Source organism: Clostridium taeniosporum, assembly GCF_001735765.2.
In the GTDB taxonomy this organism is placed as follows: Bacteria; Bacillota; Clostridia; order Clostridiales; family Clostridiaceae; genus Clostridium; species Clostridium taeniosporum.
This window is the reverse complement of record NZ_CP017253.2, coordinates 2,362,938-2,387,991: the sequence shown is the minus strand read 5'-3', so window position 1 is coordinate 2,387,991 and position 25,054 is coordinate 2,362,938. Positions and strand designations below refer to the sequence as shown.

Annotated in this window: 23 protein-coding genes and 1 riboswitch; of the genes, 19 read left to right on the top strand and 4 right to left on the bottom strand. The window is 25.8% G+C overall.

What is annotated here, in order from left to right; translation table 11 throughout:
- Nucleotides 1-25 precede the first annotated feature (25 nt).
- The 10 genes from BGI42_RS10955 to BGI42_RS10910 all read left to right on the top strand — a co-directional run bounded on the left by BGI42_RS10955 (nt 26) and on the right by BGI42_RS10910 (nt 11,829).
- On the top strand, nt 26-1,756 hold the full coding sequence (locus BGI42_RS10955; RefSeq protein ID WP_069680337.1) for a 5'-nucleotidase C-terminal domain-containing protein: 1,731 nt from the start codon (nt 26-28) through the stop codon (nt 1,754-1,756).
- A gap of 203 nt (nt 1,757-1,959) precedes the next feature.
- A complete protein-coding gene (locus BGI42_RS10950; RefSeq protein ID WP_069680336.1) occupies nt 1,960-2,910 on the top strand; it encodes an MraY family glycosyltransferase in 951 nt (316 codons plus the stop codon).
- An 80-nt stretch (nt 2,911-2,990) separates the two neighbouring features.
- Nucleotides 2,991-3,092, top strand: a riboswitch (SAM riboswitch).
- A gap of 269 nt (nt 3,093-3,361) precedes the next feature.
- Nucleotides 3,362-4,240, top strand: a complete 879-nt coding sequence (metF, locus tag BGI42_RS10945; protein WP_069680335.1) for a methylenetetrahydrofolate reductase [NAD(P)H] — start codon at nt 3,362-3,364, stop codon at nt 4,238-4,240.
- A 21-nt stretch (nt 4,241-4,261) separates the two neighbouring features.
- Entirely contained in the window at nt 4,262-4,717 is a 456-nt protein-coding gene (locus BGI42_RS10940) for an S-ribosylhomocysteine lyase (RefSeq protein WP_069680334.1), read from the top strand.
- Nucleotides 4,707-5,396 (top strand): methionine synthase, encoded by a 690-nt coding sequence (locus BGI42_RS10935; RefSeq protein ID WP_069680333.1) that lies wholly within the window; start codon nt 4,707-4,709, stop codon nt 5,394-5,396. Before BGI42_RS10940 ends, BGI42_RS10935 begins: the two co-directional genes overlap by 11 nt.
- Nucleotides 5,386-7,797: a homocysteine S-methyltransferase family protein gene (locus tag BGI42_RS10930; protein ID WP_069681075.1), complete on the top strand. Its 2,412-nt coding sequence runs from the start codon at nt 5,386-5,388 to the stop codon at nt 7,795-7,797. The genes BGI42_RS10935 and BGI42_RS10930 overlap by 11 nt, the downstream gene beginning before the upstream one ends.
- Before the next feature lie 201 nt (nt 7,798-7,998).
- Nucleotides 7,999-8,544: an ECF transporter S component gene (locus tag BGI42_RS10925; RefSeq protein WP_069680332.1), complete on the top strand. Its 546-nt coding sequence runs from the start codon at nt 7,999-8,001 to the stop codon at nt 8,542-8,544.
- A 216-nt stretch (nt 8,545-8,760) separates the two neighbouring features.
- The gene (gene helD, locus BGI42_RS10920; protein ID WP_069680331.1) at nt 8,761-11,046 is read left to right on the top strand and encodes an RNA polymerase recycling motor HelD; all 2,286 of its coding nucleotides are present in this window, start codon (nt 8,761-8,763) and stop codon (nt 11,044-11,046) included.
- Between the two features lie 118 nt (nt 11,047-11,164).
- A complete protein-coding gene (locus BGI42_RS10915) occupies nt 11,165-11,419 on the top strand; it encodes a DUF1292 domain-containing protein (protein WP_069680330.1) in 255 nt (84 codons plus the stop codon).
- A gap of 11 nt (nt 11,420-11,430) precedes the next feature.
- On the top strand, nt 11,431-11,829 hold the full coding sequence (locus tag BGI42_RS10910; protein ID WP_069680329.1) for a hypothetical protein: 399 nt from the start codon (nt 11,431-11,433) through the stop codon (nt 11,827-11,829).
- A 442-nt stretch (nt 11,830-12,271) separates the two neighbouring features.
- Here the strand turns inward: BGI42_RS10910 and BGI42_RS10900 are convergent, their stop codons facing one another.
- Nucleotides 12,272-12,487 (bottom strand): hypothetical protein, encoded by a 216-nt coding sequence (locus BGI42_RS10900; protein ID WP_069680328.1) that lies wholly within the window; start codon nt 12,485-12,487, stop codon nt 12,272-12,274.
- 413 nt (nt 12,488-12,900) lie between these two features.
- Here BGI42_RS10900 and BGI42_RS10895 point away from each other — a divergent pair, with 413 nt between their 5' ends.
- The 4 genes from BGI42_RS10895 (at nt 12,901) to BGI42_RS10880 (ending at nt 16,247) form a co-directional block, all read left to right on the top strand.
- Nucleotides 12,901-13,089, top strand: coding sequence for a DUF896 domain-containing protein (locus BGI42_RS10895; protein WP_069680327.1), 189 nt, complete (start codon nt 12,901-12,903; stop codon nt 13,087-13,089).
- A gap of 15 nt (nt 13,090-13,104) precedes the next feature.
- On the top strand, nt 13,105-14,019 hold the full coding sequence (hprK, locus tag BGI42_RS10890; protein WP_069680326.1) for an HPr(Ser) kinase/phosphatase: 915 nt from the start codon (nt 13,105-13,107) through the stop codon (nt 14,017-14,019).
- 336 nt (nt 14,020-14,355) lie between these two features.
- Nucleotides 14,356-15,747 carry an aminopeptidase gene (locus BGI42_RS10885; protein ID WP_069680325.1) on the top strand — a complete coding sequence of 464 codons (1,392 nt, stop codon included), beginning with the start codon at nt 14,356-14,358 and terminating at the stop codon, nt 15,745-15,747.
- Between the two features lie 245 nt (nt 15,748-15,992).
- The gene (locus BGI42_RS10880) at nt 15,993-16,247 is read left to right on the top strand and encodes a phage holin (RefSeq protein ID WP_069680324.1); all 255 of its coding nucleotides are present in this window, start codon (nt 15,993-15,995) and stop codon (nt 16,245-16,247) included.
- Nucleotides 16,248-16,345: 98 nt separating this feature from the next.
- On the opposite strand, the gene BGI42_RS10875 is transcribed toward BGI42_RS10880, so the two are convergent.
- Both BGI42_RS10875 and BGI42_RS10870 read right to left on the bottom strand, forming a co-directional pair.
- The gene (locus tag BGI42_RS10875) at nt 16,346-17,176 is read right to left on the bottom strand and encodes a PHP domain-containing protein (protein ID WP_069680323.1); all 831 of its coding nucleotides are present in this window, start codon (nt 17,174-17,176) and stop codon (nt 16,346-16,348) included.
- Between the two features lie 171 nt (nt 17,177-17,347).
- On the bottom strand, nt 17,348-17,833 hold the full coding sequence (locus BGI42_RS10870; protein ID WP_069680322.1) for a DUF4883 family protein: 486 nt from the start codon (nt 17,831-17,833) through the stop codon (nt 17,348-17,350).
- A gap of 178 nt (nt 17,834-18,011) precedes the next feature.
- Here BGI42_RS10870 and BGI42_RS10865 point away from each other — a divergent pair, with 178 nt between their 5' ends.
- The gene (locus tag BGI42_RS10865) at nt 18,012-19,028 is read left to right on the top strand and encodes a pyruvate kinase (RefSeq protein WP_069680321.1); all 1,017 of its coding nucleotides are present in this window, start codon (nt 18,012-18,014) and stop codon (nt 19,026-19,028) included.
- 445 nt (nt 19,029-19,473) lie between these two features.
- Complete coding sequence (locus BGI42_RS10860; protein WP_069680320.1) at nt 19,474-21,498, top strand: methyl-accepting chemotaxis protein; 2,025 nt, start codon at nt 19,474-19,476, stop codon at nt 21,496-21,498.
- 47 nt (nt 21,499-21,545) lie between these two features.
- Here the strand turns inward: BGI42_RS10860 and BGI42_RS10855 are convergent, their stop codons facing one another.
- Entirely contained in the window at nt 21,546-22,418 is an 873-nt protein-coding gene (locus BGI42_RS10855) for a DUF5685 family protein (protein WP_069680319.1), read from the bottom strand.
- 322 nt (nt 22,419-22,740) lie between these two features.
- Here BGI42_RS10855 and BGI42_RS10850 point away from each other — a divergent pair, with 322 nt between their 5' ends.
- From BGI42_RS10850 to BGI42_RS10840, 3 genes are all read left to right on the top strand, one after another.
- Nucleotides 22,741-23,283, top strand: coding sequence for an NADH peroxidase (locus BGI42_RS10850; RefSeq protein ID WP_069680318.1), 543 nt, complete (start codon nt 22,741-22,743; stop codon nt 23,281-23,283).
- A 365-nt stretch (nt 23,284-23,648) separates the two neighbouring features.
- Nucleotides 23,649-24,191: an NADH peroxidase gene (locus BGI42_RS10845; RefSeq protein WP_069680318.1), complete on the top strand. Its 543-nt coding sequence runs from the start codon at nt 23,649-23,651 to the stop codon at nt 24,189-24,191.
- A gap of 364 nt (nt 24,192-24,555) precedes the next feature.
- Nucleotides 24,556-25,044, top strand: a complete 489-nt coding sequence (locus BGI42_RS10840) for a biotin transporter BioY (RefSeq protein WP_069680317.1) — start codon at nt 24,556-24,558, stop codon at nt 25,042-25,044.
- The last annotated feature ends 10 nt before the right edge of the window (nt 25,045-25,054 follow it).

Below are 25,054 nucleotides of genomic sequence, written 5' to 3'. Positions count from 1 at the left end.
TAAAATTAATCAGGGGGGATTAACTATGAAAAAAAAGCTTTTAAGCGCTGTGTTATCGATTACATTAATTTTTAGTTTAAATACCACAGGCGTATGGGCAGCTAGTAATAATGATAGCACTAAAATAACAATACTTCATACAAATGATACCCATTGTAGAGTATTATCACAAGATGGAGGGTTTGGATTTGCTAAAATAGCTACAATAGCTAATGAGGCTAAAAAAGACAATCCAAATACATTACTAGTTGATGCAGGTGATACTTTACATGGAAAACCAATAGTTAATGTTAGTAAAGGGGAAAATGCTATTAGAATACTAGATGCAGTAGGATACGATTATATGGTACCAGGGAATCACGATTTTAATTATGGAAATGAAAGGCTTATTGAGTTAAGTAAGCTTGCTAAAAATGTTAAAATGTTAGATGCTAATGTTAAAAAGAATGGAAAAGATATTTTACCACCTTATGAAATTGTGGAAAAAGGGCATGTTAAAATAGGTATTTTTGGAATAACAACTCCAGAAACAGCGTATAAAACAAATCCTGCTAATGTAAAGGACATAACTTTTGAAGATCCAATAGTAGTATCTAAACAAATGGTTAAAGAATTAGAAGATAAAACAGATGTTATTGTAGCATTAGCACATGTAGGAGTAGATGATAGTTCAGTAGTTACGTCAAAAGAAATTGCTGAAAAAGTTAAAGGAATAGATGTGATAATTGATGGGCATAGTCATACAATTTTAAGTGATGGTTTGGTAGTTAATAATACATTAATAGCACAAACTGGTGAATATGATGAAAATCTTGGCGTAGTAGAATTAGAAGTTAAAGATAAGAAAGTTACAAACAAAAAAGCTAAATTATTAAATTCAAAAGATTATAAAGATTTAAAAGAAGATGAAAAAGTAGTAGATTTATTAAAAGATATTCAGACTGAAAACGATAAAACTTTTTCAGAGGTTGTTGCAAGTACAGATGTATTATTAGATGGAGCTAGGGGCGATGTAAGAACTAAAGAAACAAACTTAGGGAATATAACTGCTGATGCAACTAGAGAAATTACTAAAGCAGATATAGCATTTTTAAATGGGGGTTCTCTAAGAACTTCAATAGAATCAGGAGAAATAACCAAAGGAAAACTTGCAGAATTATTTCCATTTGGAAGCGTAGTACAAACTATAAAATTATCAGGTAGAGATATAGTTAAGGCACTTGAAGTGTCAGTAGGAGCATATCCAACAGAACAAGGTGGATTTTTACAAGTAAGTGGAATAGCATTTTCATTTGATCCAACAAAGAACAAGGGAAATAGAGTTTTTGATGTAAAAGTAGGTGAAAACCCAATTGATTTAAATAAAGAATACACTGTAGCTATAAATGATTTCTTATCTCAAGGTGGAGATGGATATACTATGTTTAAAACTACTGTTATAGGAGAATTTGAAACATATGACGATATTTTTGCAAAGTATTTAAATAATAAAGGAACTAAGAATGCTAATACTTTAGGCAGAATACAAATTAAACAAAAAGCTAAAGAACTAGTAAAGAATCAAGAAAATGTAGCAGATAATCAAGCAGTTCAAGCTTCTATTAAAAAAGAAACTATATATACAGTAATTGCAGGTGATAATCTTTCTAAAATAGCTAGAAGAAATAATACTACATGGCAAGTATTAGCTCAATATAATAATTTACAAAATCCAGATTTGATATTTGTTGGAGATGAAATTAAAATTCCAGCATAGTTTTTATCAAACAATAAAAATATTAAGAAAGTAGAGATATTAAAAAATATTTCTACTTTTTTAATATTTTATTTAGATATAATATATAAATTTAAAAAACCTTAATAATTTTGTAATTGATAAGACATATCTTTAATAGTATAATCAAATGTGGATAACTTTAACTAATAGTATTTTTATTTAGCTAAGGAGTAGATAATAAAATGCAATATATATTAGCTATGGTAGTTACATTATTTTTATCGCTATTAATTATGCCAATAGTAATGAAACTAGCAATTAAATTAAAATTTACAGATAAGCCGACCAAAAGGAAGCAACATAAAAAAGAAACTCCATTATGCGGAGGAATAGTACTATACATATGTTTTTTTATTTCTTTTTTCTTATTTGTAAAGGATGATATAAAACAACAAATAGTTGTATTTATAGCAGCAACAGCAATACTATTAATAGGACTTATAGATGATTATTATAAAACAAGATTTAAAGAATTTGCTATACTTCCACGACTAATCATTCAGTTATTATCAGCTGTGCTTGTTTTTAAAGCAGGAATAGCATTTTTGGGATTTACTAATCCATTCACTGGGGAATTTATAGCGCTAAGTAAGACTATACAGTTTTTATTAACGATTACTTGGATATTTGGAGTTACAACTGTAATAAACTGGTCTGATGGTATGGATGGGTTGGCAGGGGGAATTTCTCTTATTTCATCCATAACTTTTTTTATTGCTGCAATAGTATTAAATCAGCAAGTATCAGCTGAAACATCCATAATACTTTTAGGATCTATAGTAGGATTTTTATTTTATAACAGATATCCTGCAAAAGTATTTATGGGAGATTCTGGTGCTAATTTTTTAGGATTCATGTTAAGTGTTATAGCATTAGATGGTGCATTTAAACAAGCTACTGTATTAAGTTTGTTTATTCCTATTTTAGCATTAGCTGTACCAATATTTGATAATTTATTTGTTATTTTTAAAAGATTTTCAGAAGGAAAACCTGTTTATCAAGCAGATAGAAGTCAGATACATTTTAGGCTTGAAGAAAAAGGGTTCACACCTAAACAAGTTGTAAATTACATAATGATAATAAGTTCTGTTTTTAGTTTAATATCTATTGTACTTTTATTGATTAAAACTTAACAATAAAAGTAAAAATAGAAAAAATTTATTTGAAATAAAACTTTACAAAGCAATTATATTACTATATAATTAGAAATAATTTCTTATCAAGAGTGGTGGAGGGACTGGCCCGATGAAACCCGGCAACCAATATAATTTATATATGGTGCTAAATCCTGCAGTAAGTGACTGATAGATAAGGGTAATTTTATTTAGTGTAGAAGTTTATTATGCCTAAAGGAAATATCCTTTAGGCATTTTTTTATTATTTGGGAAATTATATCATTGAAAGATCCGTGGATAACTTATAAAATACTGTATTTTAAAGATATTAGGAATATCCCTAAAGAATAAAAAATAATCATATGTAGCATCATTATTATTACTGAATTACGTTTGAAAAGGGTGCATGGCTAAAAAAATCGACTCTTTACAGTCGCTTAGCGATTTTTTATAAAAAGGGGGCAAAAAAATGAATATTAAAAATTTATTCAGAGATAAAAAGGCGGTTTTTTCATTTGAAATTTTTCCACCTAAAACAACATCATCCATACAAACTATTTATAACACATTAGAAGATTTGAAGGGATTAAGTCCAGATTATATAAGCGTTACCTATGGGGCAGGTGGAAGCGTTAAAAATAGTAAGACTATTGAATTATCTTCTTTAATAAAGAATAAATATGGAATTGAAGCAGTATCACATTTAACTTGTATTAATTTAGATAAGAAAGATGTAAAATATTATTTAAGAGAGTTTGAAAAAAACAATATAGAAAATATACTTGCATTAAGAGGAGATATTGATATAGGAAGCAAAATTATAGGAGAGTTAGATCATGCTAATGAATTAATTAAGTATATAAATGATAATGGGAATTTTAATATAGCAGCAGCCTGTTATCCAGAAGGTCATATAGAGCATAAAGGACTTTATAGAGAAATTGAAAGTATGAAAAGGAAAGAATATTCAGGAGCATCTTATTTTATATCTCAGTTGTTTTTTGATAACAATTTGTATTATAATTTTCAAGACGAGGTTCGTGCTGCTAATATAAATTTGCCAATTGAAGCTGGTATTATGCCTGTAACAAATAAAAAACAAATTGAAAGAATTTTATCTTTAAGTGGAGCATCGTTTCCTAATAAATTCAAAAAAATAATAGATAAATACGAGCATAATCCAGAAGCATTAAGAGATGCAGGAATTGCTTATGCAGTAGAACAAATTGTGGATTTAATTTCTACAGGTGTGGATGGAATTCATTTGTATATAATGAATAATCCATATATAGCTCAAAAAATAACTAAAAGTATAGAAAGTATTTTATTAACAGTAAACAAAATTTAATTTATTTAGGAGGATATAATAATGGAAAAAGTAGAAAGTTTTGAATTAGATCATAGAAAGGTTAAAGCACCATATATAAGAAGATGCTGCTTACTTGATGGAGAGCATGGAGATAAGGTTACAAAGTTTGATATAAGATTTCTTCAACCTAATAAAGAACAATTTGGAACAGCAGCAATGCATGGTCTTGAACATTTATTAGCACATGAACTTAGATCAAAATTAGAAGGAATAATTGATTTATCACCAATGGGTTGCAGAACAGGATTCTATTTAAGCATATGGGGAGATAGAGAAGCATCAGAAATAAAAGAAGCAATAGAGTGGTCATTAGAAAAAGTTTTAGAAGCAAAGGAAATACCAGCAGCTAATGATATTCAATGTGGAAATTATAGAGATTTATCTTTATTTGGTGCAAAAGAATATGCTAAAGAAGCATTAGAAAGAGGATTTTCTCTTAATATATATGAAGAGTAATATTAAAGAAATTAAAATACCTAAGGACGAGGTCCTTAGGTATTTAGGTTATAAAAAGCAAGAATTAACAAAAGAAATGTATGCATTAATAGAAGAAACCATAGGTGAATGTAGAAATTTAGTTACTCCCAAACATGTTTATTCTAAGTATAAAAAAAATACTAAAGATGCTGGGGTATATGTTGAGGGAACAAGCTTAATTTTAAAAGGAGAAGATATTAAAAATCATCTTCTTTATGCAAATGAGATATTTATTATAGCAGCTACTGTTGGAAATAAAATAGAACAAAAAATTAGATTGTACCAAACAGTAAATTTGACAAAAGCTTTAATTTTAGATGCTTGTGCAACAGTAGCAATAGAAGAATTTTTGGATGAATTAGAAGAGAAAATAAAGTTAGATGCAAGAAAAGAAAATCTTGCTATAACATTTAGATATAGCCCAGGATATGGAGATTTACCACTCGATATTCAAAAGGATATAGTAAATACTTTAAAAGCGGATAAAGCAATAGGGCTTACAGTATCATCACATCATTTGTTATTTCCTAGGAAATCAGTTACTGCAATAATTGGATTGATTCCAAAAGAAAAAGAACAGAAGCAAAGAGGATGTGAATTATGTAAGAATTATAATAATTGTAGATTTAGAAAAGAGGGGACTAATTGTGGGGCTTAAAGAATTTATAAAAGATAATATACTTGTGTTTGATGGAGCAATGGGAACAATGCTCCAAAAAGAAGGACTAAAACTTGGAGAAAATCCAGAAATATTCAATATAGAGGAAAGTGAAAAAGTAAAAAAAATTCATAAACAATATATTGAAAATGGAGCAATGGTTATAACATCAAATACTTTTGGGGCAAATGAATTAAAACTAGAAAATACGAATTATACTGTTGAAGAGATTATAGATGCATCAGTTTCTATAGCAAAAGATGCTATAGAAAAAAATAATGTATATGTTGCATTAGATATAGGACCTATAGGTGAACTATTAGAACCAATGGGAACTTTAAGTTTTGAAAGAGCTTATGATATATTTAAAAGACAAATGATACAAGGGGAAAAGTCAGGTGCAGATTTAATATTAATTGAAACTATGACAGATTTATATGAAGCTAAAGCAGCACTTTTAGCAGCAAAAGAAAACACAAGCTTACCTGTTTTTTGTACTATGTCATTTGATGAAACTGGAAGAACTTTTACAGGTTGTACTCCAGAAAGTATGGTAATTACCTTAGAAGGAATGGGTGCAGATGCTATAGGAATAAATTGTTCATTAGGGCCTAAAGAATTATTTCCAATAGTAAAAAGAATAAGAGATGTAGCAAATATACCTATAATGGCACAACCCAATGCAGGCTTACCTAAATTATCCTTTGGGGAAGCTATATACGATATTACAGCTAAAGAATTTAAATATTGGTTAGATGAATTTATTAAAGAGGGAGTAAGTATAATTGGGGGATGTTGTGGAACTACTCCAGAGTTCATTAAAGAATTACGTTTACTTGCTGATACAAATAAAAGAGTGAAAAGAGAAAAAAAAGAACATTCAGCTGTGTGTACACCATCAAAAGTAGTTAAAATTGAAGGAGTAAAAATAATTGGAGAAAGAATAAATCCAACTGGTAAAAAGTTATTTAAAGAAGCACTTAAAAATAATGACATTGATTATATATTAAAGCAAGCAATAGAACAAGTTGAAGCAGGAGCAGATATACTGGATGTTAATGTAGGTTTACCAGGAATAAATGAAAAAGAAATGATGATTAAAGTGGTAAAAGAAATTCAAGGAATTATAGATGTACCATTACAAATAGATTCATCCAATATAGATGTAATTGAGGCAGGATTAAGACATTATAATGGAAAATGCATTGTTAATTCTGTAAATGGGGAAGAGGATGTTTTAGAAAATATACTACCATTAGTAAAAAAGTATGGTGCAAGTGTGGTAGGACTTACTTTAGATAAAAATGGTATACCTAAAACAGCAAATGAAAGATTTAAAATTGCAGAAAAGATAGTAAAGAAAGCTAAAGAATACAAAATAGATAAAAGTAATGTATTTATTGATTGTTTAGTATTGACAGCTTCAGCACAACAAGCTGAAGTACAAGAAACATTAAAAGCATTAAGAAGAGTTAAGGAAGAATTAGGTGTAAAAACATTACTTGGAGTTTCTAATATATCATTTGGATTACCTTGTAGAGAACTTATTAATGAAACATTTTTAGCTATGGCAATAGCTAATGGATTAGATCTTCCTATAATGAATCCTAATAGTACTGGAATGATGGATGTAGTAAATTCATACAATGTATTAGCTAATATAGATAAAGGCTCAGAAAAATATATTTCTATATATGGAAATAGAAATGTTGAGAGTGGATCAAGATATAATTCTAAAGAAAAAAATGAATTAATTAAAAATAAAGATGTTAAAAATAATAATATGGATTTAAAATACATGGTTATAAAGGGGTTAAAAGATGAAGCAGAAGAAGCTACTAAAAATATTCTAAAAAGTATGGATGAATTAAGTGTAGTTAATAAGATATTAATACCAGCACTTGATGAAGTAGGTTCAAGATACGAAAAAGGTGAAATATTTTTACCACAATTAATACAATCTGCAGAAACTGTTAAAAAAGCCTTTGAAGTTATAAAAAAGAAATTAGTTTTTAATGAATCAAAAAAAATATCGAAAGGTAAGATTGTATTAGCAACTGTAAAAGGAGATATTCATGATATAGGAAAAAACATAGTTAAAGTAATTCTTGAGAATTATGGATATGAGATAATTGATTTAGGTAAGGATGTTCCAATAGAAGTGGTTGTAGATGTTTCACTAAAAAACAATGTTAAATTAATAGGTCTTAGTGCTTTAATGACTACCACATTAAAAAGTATGGGTGAAACAATTAAAGCATTGAAAGATGATGGATATACAGGAAAAGTATTTGTAGGTGGAGCTGTATTAACCAATGAATATGCAAAAGAAATAGGTGCTGATTATTATGCTAAAGATGCAAAAGAATCAGTTGAAATAGCTAAAAAAATATTAGGATAATTAATAATTGTATAAATTTTCTTAAATTGAGAAAAGTATTTCTTGATTTAAGGAAATTTTTTTTATTATTTAGGAAATTATAAAAAGTGAATACTATAAATAATTTAAAATCACAAAATAAAGTTTACATAATTGTTTTAAAGTATTTACTATAGTTTAATATTAATATATACTAATGTATATACACAAGGAGGGGTTATAATGAATAATAAAATAAGAAAAATGGTTTATACAGCTTTATTAACTGCATTAGCAATAATAATACCAATCCAATTCGGATTTTTGAGAATAGTTATACCTCCATTTACTGCTACATTAGCGTCTCACGTGCCAATGATGTTATCTATGTTAATATCACCAGCAGTAGCTATAGTAGTAGGAATTGGGTCGACATTAGGATTTTTAATATCAGGGCTACCTATGGTAGTAGTATTTAGAGCTGCAACCCATATAATTGTAGGATACGTTGGAGCTAAAATTATAATGAAGAATAGAAACTATATGAAAGCCACAATAATTACAGCTCCTATTCATGGTATAGCAGAGATGATAGTTGTGATTCCATTTATAGGACTTAATCTTTTTCAATTATTAATAGTTACTGCAGTAGGAACTATTATACATCATTTTATAGATAGTGCTATTGCATATTCATTAGTAAAAGCTATGTCTAAAACAAAAAAAACAGATATATATCATGTCTTTGGAGATTTTTTTGAGGATAAAGATATACAAGCACAATCTTAAAAATATTAAATATAAGAAAGAGGTACTCTAAAAATTTTAGAATACCTCTTTATCTTTTTCTATAAAACTATAGGGTTGGTTATTTAAATTTAAAAGAATTATTAAAGATATATATAAATAAAACTAATGTTTTATAATTTACTAAGGATACTATATTATTATCAATAATATTTGGATATAATTGATATATTAAGTATTTTTATAAGAGGTAAAATAATGAAAAGTGAATTATTATATGAAGAAGAAATATTAAAAGAAAAGAGAAATTTGATTTTAGAAGAATTAAATGAAAAGAAAATAAATAGAGAAAAAGTAAATGAAAAAATAAGATATTTATCTAAGGAATCAAAAGGAAGTTACAATGAAGAAAAAGAAACTACTGAGAGGATTTATAGTGTCTTACAAGAAGATATATATGGATATGAAGAAGCACTTGAAACACCTTATTTTGGAAGAGTAGATTTTGCAGAAAAATTTGGATTTGAAGAAAGTATATATATTGGCAAAAAGGGAATTACCAACAATCTAAGAGGCGAAGAAGTTATAGTGGATTGGAGAGCACCTATAGCGGATCTCTATTATAGTTCAACTGGAGGAGATGCATATTATAAAGCACCAGCAGGATTAATTGAAGGTAAGTTACAGCTTAAAAGAAAGTTCTTATTTGAAGATGGGAAAATTAAAGATATTTTTGATGATTCTTTAAATGAATTAATGGTAAATGGGGAAGAGGGAACGGAATTAGTAGATGAATTTTTAAAGATTACTTTAGAAGAAAGTAGAGGAAAAAAGTTAAAAGAAGTTGTTTCTACTATACAAAAAGAACAAAATGAAATTATAAGATGGCCTAAAAATTTTCCAATAATAGTGCAAGGATCTGCTGGATCAGGAAAGACAACAATAGCATTACATAGATTAGCATATCTTATTTACAGATATAAAGAAAGCATGAAAGGACAAGATATATTAGTTTTAGCACCTAACAAATTATTTTTAGATTATATTTCAGAAACACTTCCTAATTTGGGAGCTGAAGAGGTAAAACAAAATACATTTGAAGAACTTGTAAAATCTAAATTTAAACTCAAAGGTAAAATTTACAGTAAGGATGATAAATTAAAAGAAATAATGGAAGAAAATGATGATGATAAAAAGAAATTTATAATAAAATCAGCACATTTTCGAGGGTCTATGGAATTTAAAGATATGATAGATAGATACATCGCATTGGTTGATAGTAGTACAATGGAAATCGATGATATAACAATAGATGGATATGTTGTATTTCAAAAGAGAGAAATCGTTAAATTATATTTAAAAGATATGAAATCTTATGCTATAAATAAAAGAAAAGATGAAATTAAAAGATATTTATCTTTAAAATTAAAAGAAAAAATAGAGATGTTATTATATTCTATTGATTTTAAATGGGAAAGTAAAATAAAGCATATAAAGAATACATGTGAAGACGTAGAAGAAAGAAGAAAATTATTAATAAAAGAGTATGACAAAAGAGATGATATAAAAAATCATATTTCAAAAACTTACAAAAAACAATTTAATGAATATTTTAAGAACTGGAAAGGAATGGGGGTTAGCCACATATATTATAAGTTTTTTACAGACGAACTTTTTGATTTTGTAGCTCCAGAAAATGTTTCGAAAAATTTATTAGAATTTATGAAAAATGACTTCTTAAATAATTATGAAAATAAGGTTATTGATGAAGATGATTTAGCACCTCTTTTATATATAAGAAATTTGTTAGAAGGAATTGAAGAAAAAGAAAAATTCAAACATATAGTAGTGGATGAGGCACAAGATTATAGTCCTTTTCAAATATATTTAATAAATTCTTTTTCAAAAGGTAACTCATTAACTTTAGTGGGAGATTTAGCACAAGGTATTTATTATTATAAGGGGTTAAAGTGTTGGGAAGATATAACTAAAGATTTATTTAAAGATGAAGCTACTTATGTTCAATTAACCCAAAGTTATAGATCAACGGTTGAGATAATAGATTTTGCAAGGTATACGTTAAATGCTCAAAAATTAGGACTTAAAGATGCAAAAGCGGTATTAAGACATGGGGAAAAGCCTAAAATATTAGAATTTAATGAAAGTGAAAAAAATATTTATAAAATTATAGATAAAATAATTGAAAAAATCAGAGAATTAGGTAAAATTAGTATAGCTATAATAACTAAAGACTCTAAAGAAGCACAAAAAGTAGAAAAAAATTTAAAAAACAAGAGTGCATATAAATTTCAGCGTATCAAGGGAAAAGAAAAGTGCTTTTTAGAGGATAATGTTATAATACCATCTTATCTTACTAAAGGATTAGAATTCGATTGTACAATTATATATAATCCAAGTAAGGAAGTGTATAAAGATAATATATTAGATCAGAGGTTATTATATGTTATGTTAACTAGAGCGTTACACTATGAATATATTATAAAATTTGATTCATTAACTAATCTTATTGAAGAAAATAATTAAAATAAAAAATATATTCATTAAAAATAAAAAGTGCATATAATAATATCAAATATGGGAAGTTGATATTATTATATGCAATAAACTTATATGTTTTATAAAAAATTAAGAGGTGAACAAGATGGAAGAAAGAGAAATAATGTCTTTTAAAGATGAAGAAGGAAATAAAGTTGATTTTGAGGCGATAGCTAGAATTTATTTAGATAAAAAGGAGTATCTGTTATTATCACCAGTTGATGAAGCAAAGAAAGAAGATGCTAACATTTTTGCATTTAGAGTAGATAAAAATAAAGATGGTAAAGAAGAACTGAATATTGTAGAAGATGATAAAGAGTTTGAAGCAATAAAAAAAGAATATAAAAAATTATTGTATTAGGAGGAATATAAATGAAAAGTTCTGACATAATAGAATATTTAGAACAAAACGGATTAGAAGAAGTAGAACAATTAGAACAAAATGATGAATATATATTAATTAAATTTTTCTATGATTTTGATAAAGATGAAGTAAAAGCAGCAGAAAATTATGCTAATGAGGAATGTGATTTTGAAGCTGATAGTGATGAATGGTATGATGAATTTTATATGCCTTATTTAAAAGATATTGCTTTAGATAATGTAGAAGGTATTATAGAGGATGCAATGGAAGAGTTAGATATTGAAGGCAAGTATAGGCAAATGGAAAATGATTCTAAGAGTTTAGGATATATAAAGTTTATAGTAGTGTTTACTAAAATTGATAGCGAAATAGATTTAGATGAAGTTTTGAATGATTTTAATGATTAAAAATAAATAGATAATAAGTAATATAATTCTATTGAATTAAAATAAAGTTATGATATAATAAAAGTATAGTTTTCCTAGGATGTTCGCATAGCTTATTATATTCAACCTACAGGACATTTTCGGGATTTGTAACATACTTATGTCTGTCAGGCTTCATTAAAAACTACAGAAGAAGGCAAGATTAAGTTGAACTTAACCCACCTGCGAGGCGCAGGTATGAATATGTAAGTAAACGGCATATTTGGGGGCTATTATATATGAATTAAAACACCTCGTTTTGAGGTGTTTTTTGTTGTATAAAAATATTTTTATAAGTATTTATTAATAAAAAAATAAGTCATTGATATGAGAATGAATTTAGTGTGTTAATCTTTGTATCAATGACTTATTTTAACATAAAAGTTAATTTTTAGAGAGAGTAAAAACAATATATAAAGTTGAATTAAGCAATTGCTAATCTGACCTTATCAAATCTACATTTTCTATGTTTATGTTGTAGAGAGAGTATTTGTTGATATTTAGCAATATGTTTGTCTAAATTTTTAGATAGAATAATCATTAAAGCATTTCTTGGATTAAACCAACCTAGTAATAAATTCAGCAACTTTTTTCTAATAATAATTTTTCTTTTTAATTTTATCAAATCTTTAATTTTCAATTATATCACCTCTTATATACTAAATTAATAACACACTAATACTCTTTCAAACAAGAATTGAATTTTAGGTCAATTAAGTAATTTATGTAAATTAATTATAAACAAAATGTAGCCTTTTGTAAAAAGATTTCGCTATACAATTACCGACATTAATTACCAAAAAATTAGCACCTTCATACACAAAATTACAAAAATAGCAAAAAAGAACAAAAAAAGAAAAAAATTCAATAAAAAAATCGTTTTCAAAAAGTCAATAAATTACACAATTTTGAAAAGATTTAGAATATATAGTACAATAAATATATTTATAATTACACAATAAAATAAAAATAATGTCGTAAGTTTTTTTGTTGATTATATTTTTAAAAATAGGTAAAATTATTGATATAGAAAGAGAAAGGATGTATTTTAGAGTGAATATTGAAAATATGAAAATAGAAGAAGTAATAGAACAAATTAATTTATTATATAAAAAAAGTAAAGAGCATGGTTTAACACCAGAAGAAAAAGATTTGCAACAAAAATTAAGAAGAAGATATATAGATAATGTTAAAAAGAATTTTAGAGCTCAGTTAGATGGTATAGAACTGAAAAATAAATAAAAGGAATGATGGAGAGTGTCAGTTTCAGTTAAAAGGCTAATAAATGATTTTGATTTAGAAGTATTAGTTGAAGGAAAAGAAGATATAAAAATCGAAGTAAATGATGTGAATAGACCAGGTCTACAATTAGCGGGATTTTACAATTACTTTGCTCCAGAAAGAATACAAATTATAGGTAAAGCAGAATGGAGTTTCTTACAAGATATGCAAATTGAGGTAAGAAAGAAAAGAGTAAAAAAATATTTGAGTTTTAATATAACTTGTTTAATAATAAGTAGAGGATTAGAGCCACACGAAGAATTTATTAAAGAAGCAAGAAAGAATAATATATGGGTATTAAGAAGTAAATCAGTAACTACTAAACTTATCAGTGAGATAACGTTATATTTAGCTGATAAATTAGCTCCACAAACTAGACTTCATGGAGTATTAGTTGATGTTTCAGGTATTGGTATATTAATTACAGGTGAAAGTGGTATAGGAAAAAGTGAAACGGCATTAGAACTTATAAAAAGAGGTCATAGATTAATTACTGATGATGCAGTGGATATTAGAGAAAGTGATGGAACATTAATAGGAAGCTCTCCAAAAATTACTATTGGTATGTTAGAAGTGAGAGGAATAGGTATTATTGATGTTACTCAGCTTTATGGATTAAGTTCTGTACTGGAAGAAAAAGAAATAAAATTAATAATGCATTTTGAACATTGGAAAGATGACAATGATTATGATAGACTAGGAATAGATAATGAATATATGGATATATTAGGAATTCCAGTCAAAAAATTAACTGTACCAGTTAGACCGGGTAGAAATATTGCAGTAATAATAGAAGCAGCAGCAGTTAATTATAGATATTCTTTAATGTCTAAAGTATCTCCTGTTGACATAATAGAGAACAGAATTAGTTCAGTGAGTGATGAAGTTTAAAATTAAAATTAAGGCACATTCAAATAAATAACTAGTCAGTATGCTAGTTTATTTTGTGAACTACTTCTTCCTTGAATTCTACTAATAGTATAACTATTAGTAGAATTCAAGTCATTGTATTTCACAAAATATCCGTTGCATCTTTGATTTGTTATTTATTTTCATATGCCTAAGTTTATTCAAAATATATAGATAAGTTTTATTTAAAAGAGTGTTGATATAATAGTATGAGCTAATAATTAAAAATAAGTTTTTGTTTTAAAACATTTATACTAAGATACCAACTCTTATTTTACATAGAATTTATTAAAAGAAATAGAGAAGAGAGGGCTAAATATGAAATCAGAAACAAAAAACAAGAATGTATGGAATAAGTATGATGACAAAGGAATTAAACAAATCTTTGAATTTTGTGACGGTTACAAAAATTTTATGTCTATATGTAAGACAGAAAGAGAATGTGTAAAAGAAGTTATTAAAATGGCTGAAAATAATGGTTATAAAAACATAGAGGATATAATAAAAAGTGGGAAAGCTTTAAAAGCTGGAGATAAGGTATATGCAAATAATAAAGGTAAAACAATTGCTTTATTTATTATTGGTACAGAATCTATGGAAAAAGGACTTAAAATTTTGGGGGCTCATATTGATTCACCTAGATTAGATGCTAAACAAAATCCACTTTATGAAGATAATGAATTAGTATTATTGGATACTCATTACTATGGTGGAATAAAGAAATATCAATGGGTTACATTACCTTTAGCATTACATGGAGTAGTAGTTAAAAAAGATGGTTCAATAATTGATATTTGTATTGGAGAAGATGAAAATGATCCAGTTGTTGGAGTATCAGATTTACTAGTACATTTATCTGGAGATCAATTACTTAAAAAAGCAAATAAAGTAGTTGAGGGTGAAGATCTAAATGTGTTAGTTGGTAGTATGCCTTTAAAAGGTGAAGAAAAAGAAAGTGTAAAAGCTAATATATTAAAAATATTAAAAGAAAAATATGATTTTGAAGAAGAAGATTTCTTATCTGCTGAAATAGAAATAGTACCAGCAGGTAAAGCAAGAGACTATGGATTAGATAGAAGTATGGTTATGGCTTATGGTCATGATGATAGAGTATGTTCATATACTTCATTAATGGCTATGTTTGATATTAATGAATGTGATAAGACTTGTTGTTGTCTTTTAGTTGATAAAGAAGAAGTAGGAAGCATAGGTGCAACAGGAATGCAATCTAAATTCTTTGAAAATATAGTTGCAGAAGTTCTTGATAAAGTTGAAGGATTTTCTGATATTAAGTTAAGAAGATGTCTTACTAATTCAAAGATGTTATCTTCTGATGTAAGTGCTGCTTTTGATCCAAACTACCCATCTGTAATGGAAAAAAAGAATTCAGCATTCTTTGGTAGAGGTATGGTATTTAATAAATATACTGGTGCTAGAGGAAAATCAGGATGTAATGATGCAAATGCGGAATATATGGCTGAACTTAGAAGAATTATGGATAAACATGAAGTATCTATACAAACAGCTGAACTTGGAAAAGTTGATGCTGGTGGTGGTGGAACTATCGCATATATATTAGCACAATATAATATGGAAGTTATAGATTGTGGTGTGGCTCTTTTAAATATGCATGCACCTTGGGAATTGGCTAGTAAGGCTGATATATATGAAACTATGAGAGGGTATAGAGCATTTTTAATAGAAGCATAGAAACAAATAAAAACTATTATTAATTTTAAAATGAATATTGACATTTTAATTAAAGATTATGTTTTAAATAGGTGTTGATATATACAATGCCACTTCACTTATGTATATATCAACACTCTACTAAAACATAGACTAATTAAAAAATACGTATGTAAAAAGATCTTTTTGTGACTAAAAATATTCTTAAAGAATATTATAAATTAAGATATTTAAAAATAATGTCTTAACATAAAGGAGGTCTTTTTATGTTAGATAAATCTAGATTTAAAAACTATGGATTATGGATATCTATTGCGTCTTTAATTCCATTAGTTCTTAAATGTTTTGGAGTTGAAGTAATACAAGGAGATTACGAGCAAATAGTAGAAGCTATATTATCAATTCTTGTAATGTTGGGAATAGTAAGTAATCCAACTACAGAAACTAAATGGTTTAATGATGATAAAGTTTTGACAAATTCTAAAAATATAGGACTAAACAATAAAAATAATGATAAATAGAAAATAGTTATAATCAATAAAAGAAGTCTATATTAAATTTTGATTTTTAATATAGACTTTTATTTTTAGTATATTTTTATCAGTATTAATATTTTAAATCAAGTATTTAATTTATTTAATAATTTATTTAAATGTTCATCAGATAAACTCATGCTTCCAATATCACCATGTTTTTTATCATCTTTTAAATTACCATGAAAATCTGAACCACAAGATATTAAAAGGTCATTTTCTATAGCTATTCTTATAAATTTTTCTTCTTCTTCTTTGGTATTTTGAAAATATACAGCTTCTAATCCATCTAAATTCATTTTTAAAAATTCACTAATTTTAGAATTTGTTATAAGTTTTGGATGAGCTAAAAATACTAATGTATTATATGACTTCAAAAGTGCTATACCATCTTTAGTAGATAGCTTTAATGTAGGAACATAAGCTTTACAATCTTTGCCAATGAAGTTTTTGAATATATATTCATTATCATAAGGATAACCAGCATTTATTATGGCTCTAGCAATATGTGGTCGAGCTATTGTATCTTTACCATTAGATACTACATCATCAAAATTAATTACTATGTTAAATTCACTTTTTAATCTTTGAATAATTTTTTTAGCACGAATAATTCTATGATTTTTAATTTTATTAAGCTCATTTATCAGCTTAGTATTAGTGAAATTATTATCTCTAAAAAACCCAAGAAGGTGTATACTTTCATTATTGTGTTGAGTAGATAGTTCTATTCCAGGTATAATCTTAACATTTAGTTCATTACCATATTTTATGCTATCACTTAATCCAGATAAAGTATCATGATCAGTTATTGCTAGATAAGAAACAGAATTTTCTTTAGCACGTTTAACCACTTCTAAAGGAGATAATAAACCATCTGAACATGAAGTATGTACATGAAAATCTATTTTATACATATATAGACTCCTTTCTTTGTATATGATTTCAAATAAATTATTAATTATTTAAATTAATAATTATAGTATCATTGATATAAGAATACTATACAATACTTGAGAAGATTTTAAAATTATTTTTATAAAATAAGGGATATTTCAATAAGTTTAATTATGAAATATCCCTTTATTTTATTTTTCTATAGGTTTTGATTCTATATGAACACAAAAATTATATAAGTTATATCCAATAGGTAGATTTTCCATGGATATTATATCTTCTGTATAATTACCGTCCCAAGGAGATATAGTTATAAGATTTGAATTAAATACTTTTAGTAAAAATATATTATTTTTGAATACTATTTTAATTCTAAAAGGTTCTTTTTCATTAATTGAATCAGAAGTATTTAAATAATTATCAGGAACTAAATTATTTAAGAAATTTTCTATTATAATTTTTTCATCAGAGTTAACTTCAATTTCTTTATATAAATTTTTGTCAAATACATAGAATTTAAAATCTTCATTATTTAATATTTTTTTTGTGAGTTGATCTGTGTAATAATGATTATTAGGTTTTTTAGAAAAATTTATGTATTTAGCATTGGATAAATTACAGCCAATTAGAGTGGTAGGAATTAATAAAATTAATAATACAACAATAAATTTTTTCAATGAATAAACCTCCTGAAAATTACTTTTATTTAATAAATTTATTCAAATTTATAATGTTTAGAACTTCAATTGTTATGTTATTGAAGTTAAATTTTTACTAAATAAGTATATCGTTGTTATATTTATAAATTTAATGAGTATTCATTATTAAGAAGGGGAATAATTTTAAGGAGGATATATGTATATTATTGCTACAGTAGGACCTAATATAATGGATAAAAGAGTATTAAAAGATATATTTTATAGTGGTGCCAATTCATTAAGATTTAATTTTTCACATGGTAATAGTAACGAATTTTTAGAATATATTAAAATGGCAAAATCAGTAAAAGAGGATGTAGTTATAATATTAGATTTATGTGGTAATAAAATAAGAGTCTCAAATAAGCTTCGTGGTGTATATAAAGTATATGATGAAGAAAAAGTTTATTTTTGCGGTGAGGATAGATATAAAAAGGTAAATCAAAAATTAAAAAATAATAATAAAATAATACCGTTAAATATAGAAAATACTATATTGTTAGAAAATAATTATAAGAATATAAGTATTAAAGATAATACTATGATGTTTAATATATTGGAAAAAGAAGATGATTTTTTAAAGGCAATAACCATAAGAGGTGGAATTATACGAGCAGGCAAAGGATGCAACATAAGAGGATTTGATAGAAGCAAAATGAGACTTAGTTCAAAAGATAGAGAAGATATTAAATTTGGAATAAACAATAAAGTAGATATAATATGTCAATCATTTGTTGATAATGTTGGTTGCATAGATGAGGTATTAGAATTTATAAATTTAACCAAAGAAGAAAATTATAGTCCTAAAATATGGGCAAAAATTGAAACTATAGAGGGAATAAAGAATATAGATGAAATTTTAACAAAAGTAGATGGAATAGTTATAGGAAGAGGAGATTTAATAGCTGAAACATCTATAGAAGATACTCCAATTCATGAAGAATTTATAATAAAAAAAGTAAAAAAATATTATAACAAAGAAATTGTAATAGCAACTCATGTATTGGATAGTATGAAGAGAGGAAAAATGCCTTCTGTAAGTGAAGTTGAGAGTATATATAATTTTATTAAACAAGGGGTTAATGGTTTTTTATTAGCAGGAGAAACTTCGGTAGGAAGAGCTCCTATAAAGACAGTTAAATTTTTAAAAGATTTAATAAAGAAGTATGAGTGATGAAAAATGTATAATCTATTAAAAGATGGATTAGTGTCTATAGTATGAATAATTATATAATTATTTTTCAATTATTAAATATGGTTTACAATATATTTATTTTCAAATATTAATTTAAAATAGAGGTAAATAAAAAATTATTTACCTCTATTTTTATGCAGAAAATAAGATATTTAAAACAAAAATTGACATGATATTCTCAAATAATATATAATTAAGGTAAATAAAGGCTTAAAAAATATATATTTTTTTTATTATATAATAATTTCTTGCTAAAATTATAGGAATTATAGAAACTATATTAAATTTATAGAAATTAATTAATTCATTAATTAATAACGATAACGAAGAAATTTTTATAAAACTAATATTTTTTATATTTATTTTAAGCTTAATCAAAAAATTATATAGTTAAAATATTATATACAATGGAGGAATTTTAATTATGAATATCAAGAAGTATAGTTTTAAAGTTAATTCTATAAGAAAAAAGATGACGTATACATTAATGCCAATAACATTGTTAGCTTGCATTTTACTGTTATGGGGAGCAATGTATTTTTCACAAAAGGCTCTTATTAGTACATCTAAGTCATTAGTAAAGGAGACAAGCAGAATAGCAGGAGAAAATGTTGACAATGTTTTAAATGAAAAACTTCTTGGTGTTACTGCATTGGCAAGTAATCCAATATTTGCAGATAAAAATAGACCTCTTGCAGATAAAATTGATATTTTAGAAAAAGATAAAGAAATACAAAATCATAATAATATAGGAATAGCTTATTCAAGTGATGGAATAATAAATTACTCAGATGGTTCAGTAGTGGACATTAATGATAGGGATTTTTATATTGAAGCAATGAAAGGTAAATCATACATATCAAAGCCATTTATTAGTAGAATAGATAATAAAGTTATAGTTGCATTATCAACACCAATAAAATCTGATGATGGTAGTGTTATAGGAGTATTAGTAGCACTTAGAGATGGTAATGATTTTTCAAATATAACTAATAAGATAAAGATTTTGCAAAGTGGAGAAGCTTTTTTAATTGATAATTCAGGTACATATATTGCAAATAAAGAACAAGAAAAAGTGGATTCAGCTTATAATGTTATTACTTCTGCTAAGGAAGAAGATAAAGAATTAATACAAGCATTTAATTTAATGATTAAAGGTGGAAATGATGTTTTAGAAGTAGAAAAAAATTCAAAGGATTTTTTTGTGGGCTATGCTCCAATAGGGGATTTAGGATGGTCAATTGGGATTACAATTGATAAAAATGAATTGTTAAATGAATTAAAAGGTATGAATTATTCATTGATAATTATAGCAGTTATTACAGTAGTAATACTTATGATTGTAATTTTGAGGAAATCATTAGAAATATCAAAACCTGTAGTAATGATAAATGATATTATGGGAGATGTTGGACAAGGAGATTTTACTAAAAAAGTAGACGAAAGATATTTAGAAGATAAAAGCGAAATAGGAAGTGTATGTTCATCGTTAATGAAGACATTAAATTCTATAGTGTCAATAATATCTAATATTAAAAATAATTCTAATAAAATTGACGGACAAGCAACTGGATTAGCAGCTATTTCGGAAGAAATGTCAGCATTAACTGCTAATATAGTATCGGCTATAAATGATGTTGCAGAAGGAACTACTAATCAAGCTAGTGATTTAACAGATATATCATCAGATCTGAATGAATTCGGTACAGAAATTACTAGAGTAAACGAAGAAGTAAATATTTTAAATGATTTATTTAATGATATGGGAAAAAGGTCTGAAAGTAGTAATAATGAATTAAAAGATTTATCAAAAGTAATAGAAGATCTTAATAATAATTTTGATGGTTTTAGTAAGTCATTAGAAAAAATGAAATTAGATATAAAGCAAGTTAATGAAATGACGGATTTAATAAATAATATATCTGAACAAACTAATCTTTTAGCCTTAAATGCAGCAATAGAAGCAGCAAGAGCAGGTGAATCTGGAAAGGGATTTGCTGTAGTAGCAGATGAGATAAGAAAGCTTGCAGAAATGAGTAAAGATTCATCAAACAATATCTATAATATTATAAAAAATATTTTAGAAAATACTGGAGTTATTGTAGAACAAACTGATTTAATGAACAAAGATATTAAAAAACAAAATGAAGTAGTAGATAAAACTATACAAGCATTTAATTTAATTTCAGAAGGTGTTGAAGTGGTTATGCCAAAAATAGATTTAGTTTCAACAACATTTAATAATATAAATGAAAAGAAAGATAATATATTATACAGAGTTGAAAATATATCAGCAATTTCAGAGGAAATATCAGCTACAGCAGAAGAAATATCAGCTTCATCTCAAGAATTAAATTCAGCAAGTGAAGAAGTATCAACTTCAGCACAAGATTTAAGTTTTTCTACTAATGAAATGGATGAAAATTTAAAAGTATTTAAAGTAGAATAATAAGTAGTTAATGCTATCTTAAAGTAAAATTTTAAGATAGCATTAACTTATAAATTATTTATTATTAGATTATATTTATGAGTCAATCCAAGTTCTAATATGTTTTTTAAAAGTTCTTCATTTTTATATAAAGTAAGTTTAGATAAGTTATCTTTACAAGAACAAGCACAGCTTAAAATTAAAAATTCCATTTTAGGTTTGATAAGTTTTAAAAATTCATCGTAATTAATATTATTTTTGTTATAAAGGAAATTTATAGGATTAAATTTGTTTTTTTTCATATCTTCATTTAAATCATCCAATGCGTCTATAAGGTAAATCCATTTACCTAAAAAATATCCTAATCTGTATAGTACACCTCTTAATTCAAAAGAATCATTTTTTATAGTATAAGGATAATCTTTAAAAATATATCCAACTAAAGATGCAAAGGGATCACAAATTTCATCTATTGAATGAAAATTTTTATTTCTTTCTAATGAATATAGTTTATATAAATTGTTCTTAATTTTTAAATTAATAGAATTTATTGATTTTGGAAATCTTCTTTTATATTGCAATAAAAAAAGAGCTTTTAGTTTACTTATTACTGATAAATCATCTTGAGCATCATCTATTAATTTATAATATGTTAAAGATGTATTTATAAATGAAGCATAAGATAATGAACTATCATTAAATAGAATATTTCTTTTATATATAGGATGAAAAAAACATCTAACTTCATTTATTTTTATATCTATATCATCTAATGAATCAAATAATATAGCAAGAAATGTCATATCATAATTTAATGTAATCCTAGGTATATTACCAAAATTCTTTTTTATTTCATGGCAAAGACCACAATAATAAGCTCTAAATAAATTGAAATCTTTTACTTTTAATTCATTTTTTAATGGAGTAACATAACCAAACAAATAAATGCTCCTTATAAATTAGTATAAGAGTATTATATCATTATTGTAAAAAAAATACATATATCAAAAAGGACTATTTCCTAAAAAGTAATTTGATGGTGATCGTTAGAAAAATAATATACGCCACATCTTTGACTTGTCATTTATTTTTATATGCCTAAAAAATAAAAAATTAAATTATTTTATAAAAACTATTTACAAGTAATAGTTATTATTATATAATAATAACTGTAGAAAAGATAAAACAAAAGAAAATTTAAATAAAAAATAGTAATTAAGAGTGTGAATATAAAATTGAAAGAAAATAGGGAGGAATTAAATTATGAAAAAATTTGTTTGTACAGTATGTGGTTATGTATATGAAGGAGAAGCAGCTCCAGAAAAATGTCCAGTATGTGGAGTAGGTGCAGAAAAATTCGTAGAACAAAGTGGAGACTTAGCATTTGCAGATGAACACGTAATAGGAGTAGGAAAAGACGTTGATCCAAGAATAGTAGAAGGATTACAAGCAAACTTTACTGGAGAATGTACAGAAGTGGGAATGTATCTTGCAATGTCAAGACAAGCAGATAGAGAAGGCTTCCCAGAAGTAGCAGAAGCATATAAGAGAATAGCATTTGAAGAAGCAGAACATGCAGCAAAATTTGCTGAATTATTAGGTGAAGTAGTAAATGCAGATACAAAGAAAAACTTACAATTAAGAGTAGATGCAGAACATGGAGCATGTCAAGGAAAGAAAGACTTAGCAACATTAGCTAAACAATTAAACTTAGATGCAATCCATGACACAGTACATGAAATGTGTAAAGATGAAGCTAGACATGGAAGAGCATTTAAAGGATTATTAGATAGATATTTTGGATAATACATTAAAAATTGCTCATTAACCTCAGAACTTTATTAAAAATATATATTATAAAGTGGTTCAATACCTATTTTATATCGTTGATATATATAATTATATCAACGATATAATATGGTAATGTATAAATTTAAGGTTTTTATAATAAATTTATATTAAATTTAGTTGTTTTATTATTTAAAGTATTATTGTTCATTTATAGAAGTGTAATAACTTTTAGTTAAAATTTATTAAATTTTTTTATAAAAACTATTTACAAGTAATAATTATTATTATATAATAATATCTGTAGAAAAGATAAGACAAAAGAAAAATTTAAATAATAAATAAGAGTGTGTATAAATTAAAAAATTAGGGGGAATTAAATTATGAAAAAATTTGTTTGTACAGTATGTGGTTATGTATATGAAGGAGAAGCAGCTCCAGAAAAATGTCCAGTATGTGGAGTAGGTGCAGAAAAATTCGTAGAACAAAGTGGAGACTTAGCATTTGCAGATGAACACGTAATAGGAGTAGGAAAAGACGTTGATCCAAGAATAGTAGAAGGATTACAAGCAAACTTTACTGGAGAATGTACAGAAGTGGGAATGTATCTTGCAATGTCAAGACAAGCAGATAGAGAAGGCTTCCCAGAAGTGGCAGAAGCATATAAGAGAATAGCATTTGAAGAAGCAGAACATGCAGCAAAATTCGCTGAATTATTAGGTGAAGTAGTAAATGCAGATACAAAGAAAAACTTACAATTAAGAGTAGATGCAGAACATGGAGCATGTCAAGGAAAGAAAGACTTAGCAACATTAGCTAAACAATTAAATTTAGATGCAATCCATGACACAGTACATGAAATGTGTAAAGATGAAGCTAGACATGGAAGAGCATTTAAAGGATTATTAGATAGATATTTTGGATAATACAATCACTAATTATATTATCATTAGAAATAAAATTAAATTATACCTAAATCAAATATTATAATAATATTTATTTACTAAAAATAGACATATGGGAATTGATCCTATAGGTCTATTTTTAATTATAGCAATAAAGAGATTATGAAATTTATAAATTTAAAATTATGTAGAAATTTATTATTTATATCATTATACATTTTTGATAAATAAAACTAATGTAAATATATTTTTTACTCATATTGTAAACTTAAAATAAAAATATAGTTGACAATTTAAAGGCGATAATTATATAATATAAGAAATTATTAAGGGGGAGAAAATTATATCTAGTAAGTTAATATTAAAAGATCAAATTGTATGTGCAATGTTTGCTATTATTACAGCTATATGTGCTCAAATTTCAATACCATTTTTTCAAGTGCCATTTACCATGCAGGTTTTTGCAATTGTGTTGTCAGCAGTTATTCTTGGGTATAAAAGAGTATTTATATCACAAATAATATATATATTATTAGGGGCAATAGGATTACCTGTTTTTGCAGGATTTAAAGGTGGAATTCAATGTATTTTAGGACCTACAGGTGGATATATAACTTCATTTGTATTAATGGCATTAATTATTGGATATTTTTCAGAAAAGTATGATAGAAATTATTTTATTATTGGTTTTTCAAGTATATTAGGAATTATGATTTGTTATATTATAGGTACATTTCAATTATCAATAATTTTAAACTGGACATTTTTAAATGCATTAAAAATAGGAGTAATACCATTTATAATATTTGATTTAGTAAAAATATTTTTAGGAATATTTTTAGGAATTAATATAAAAAAGAGAATGTCTATTTAATTGATATGTG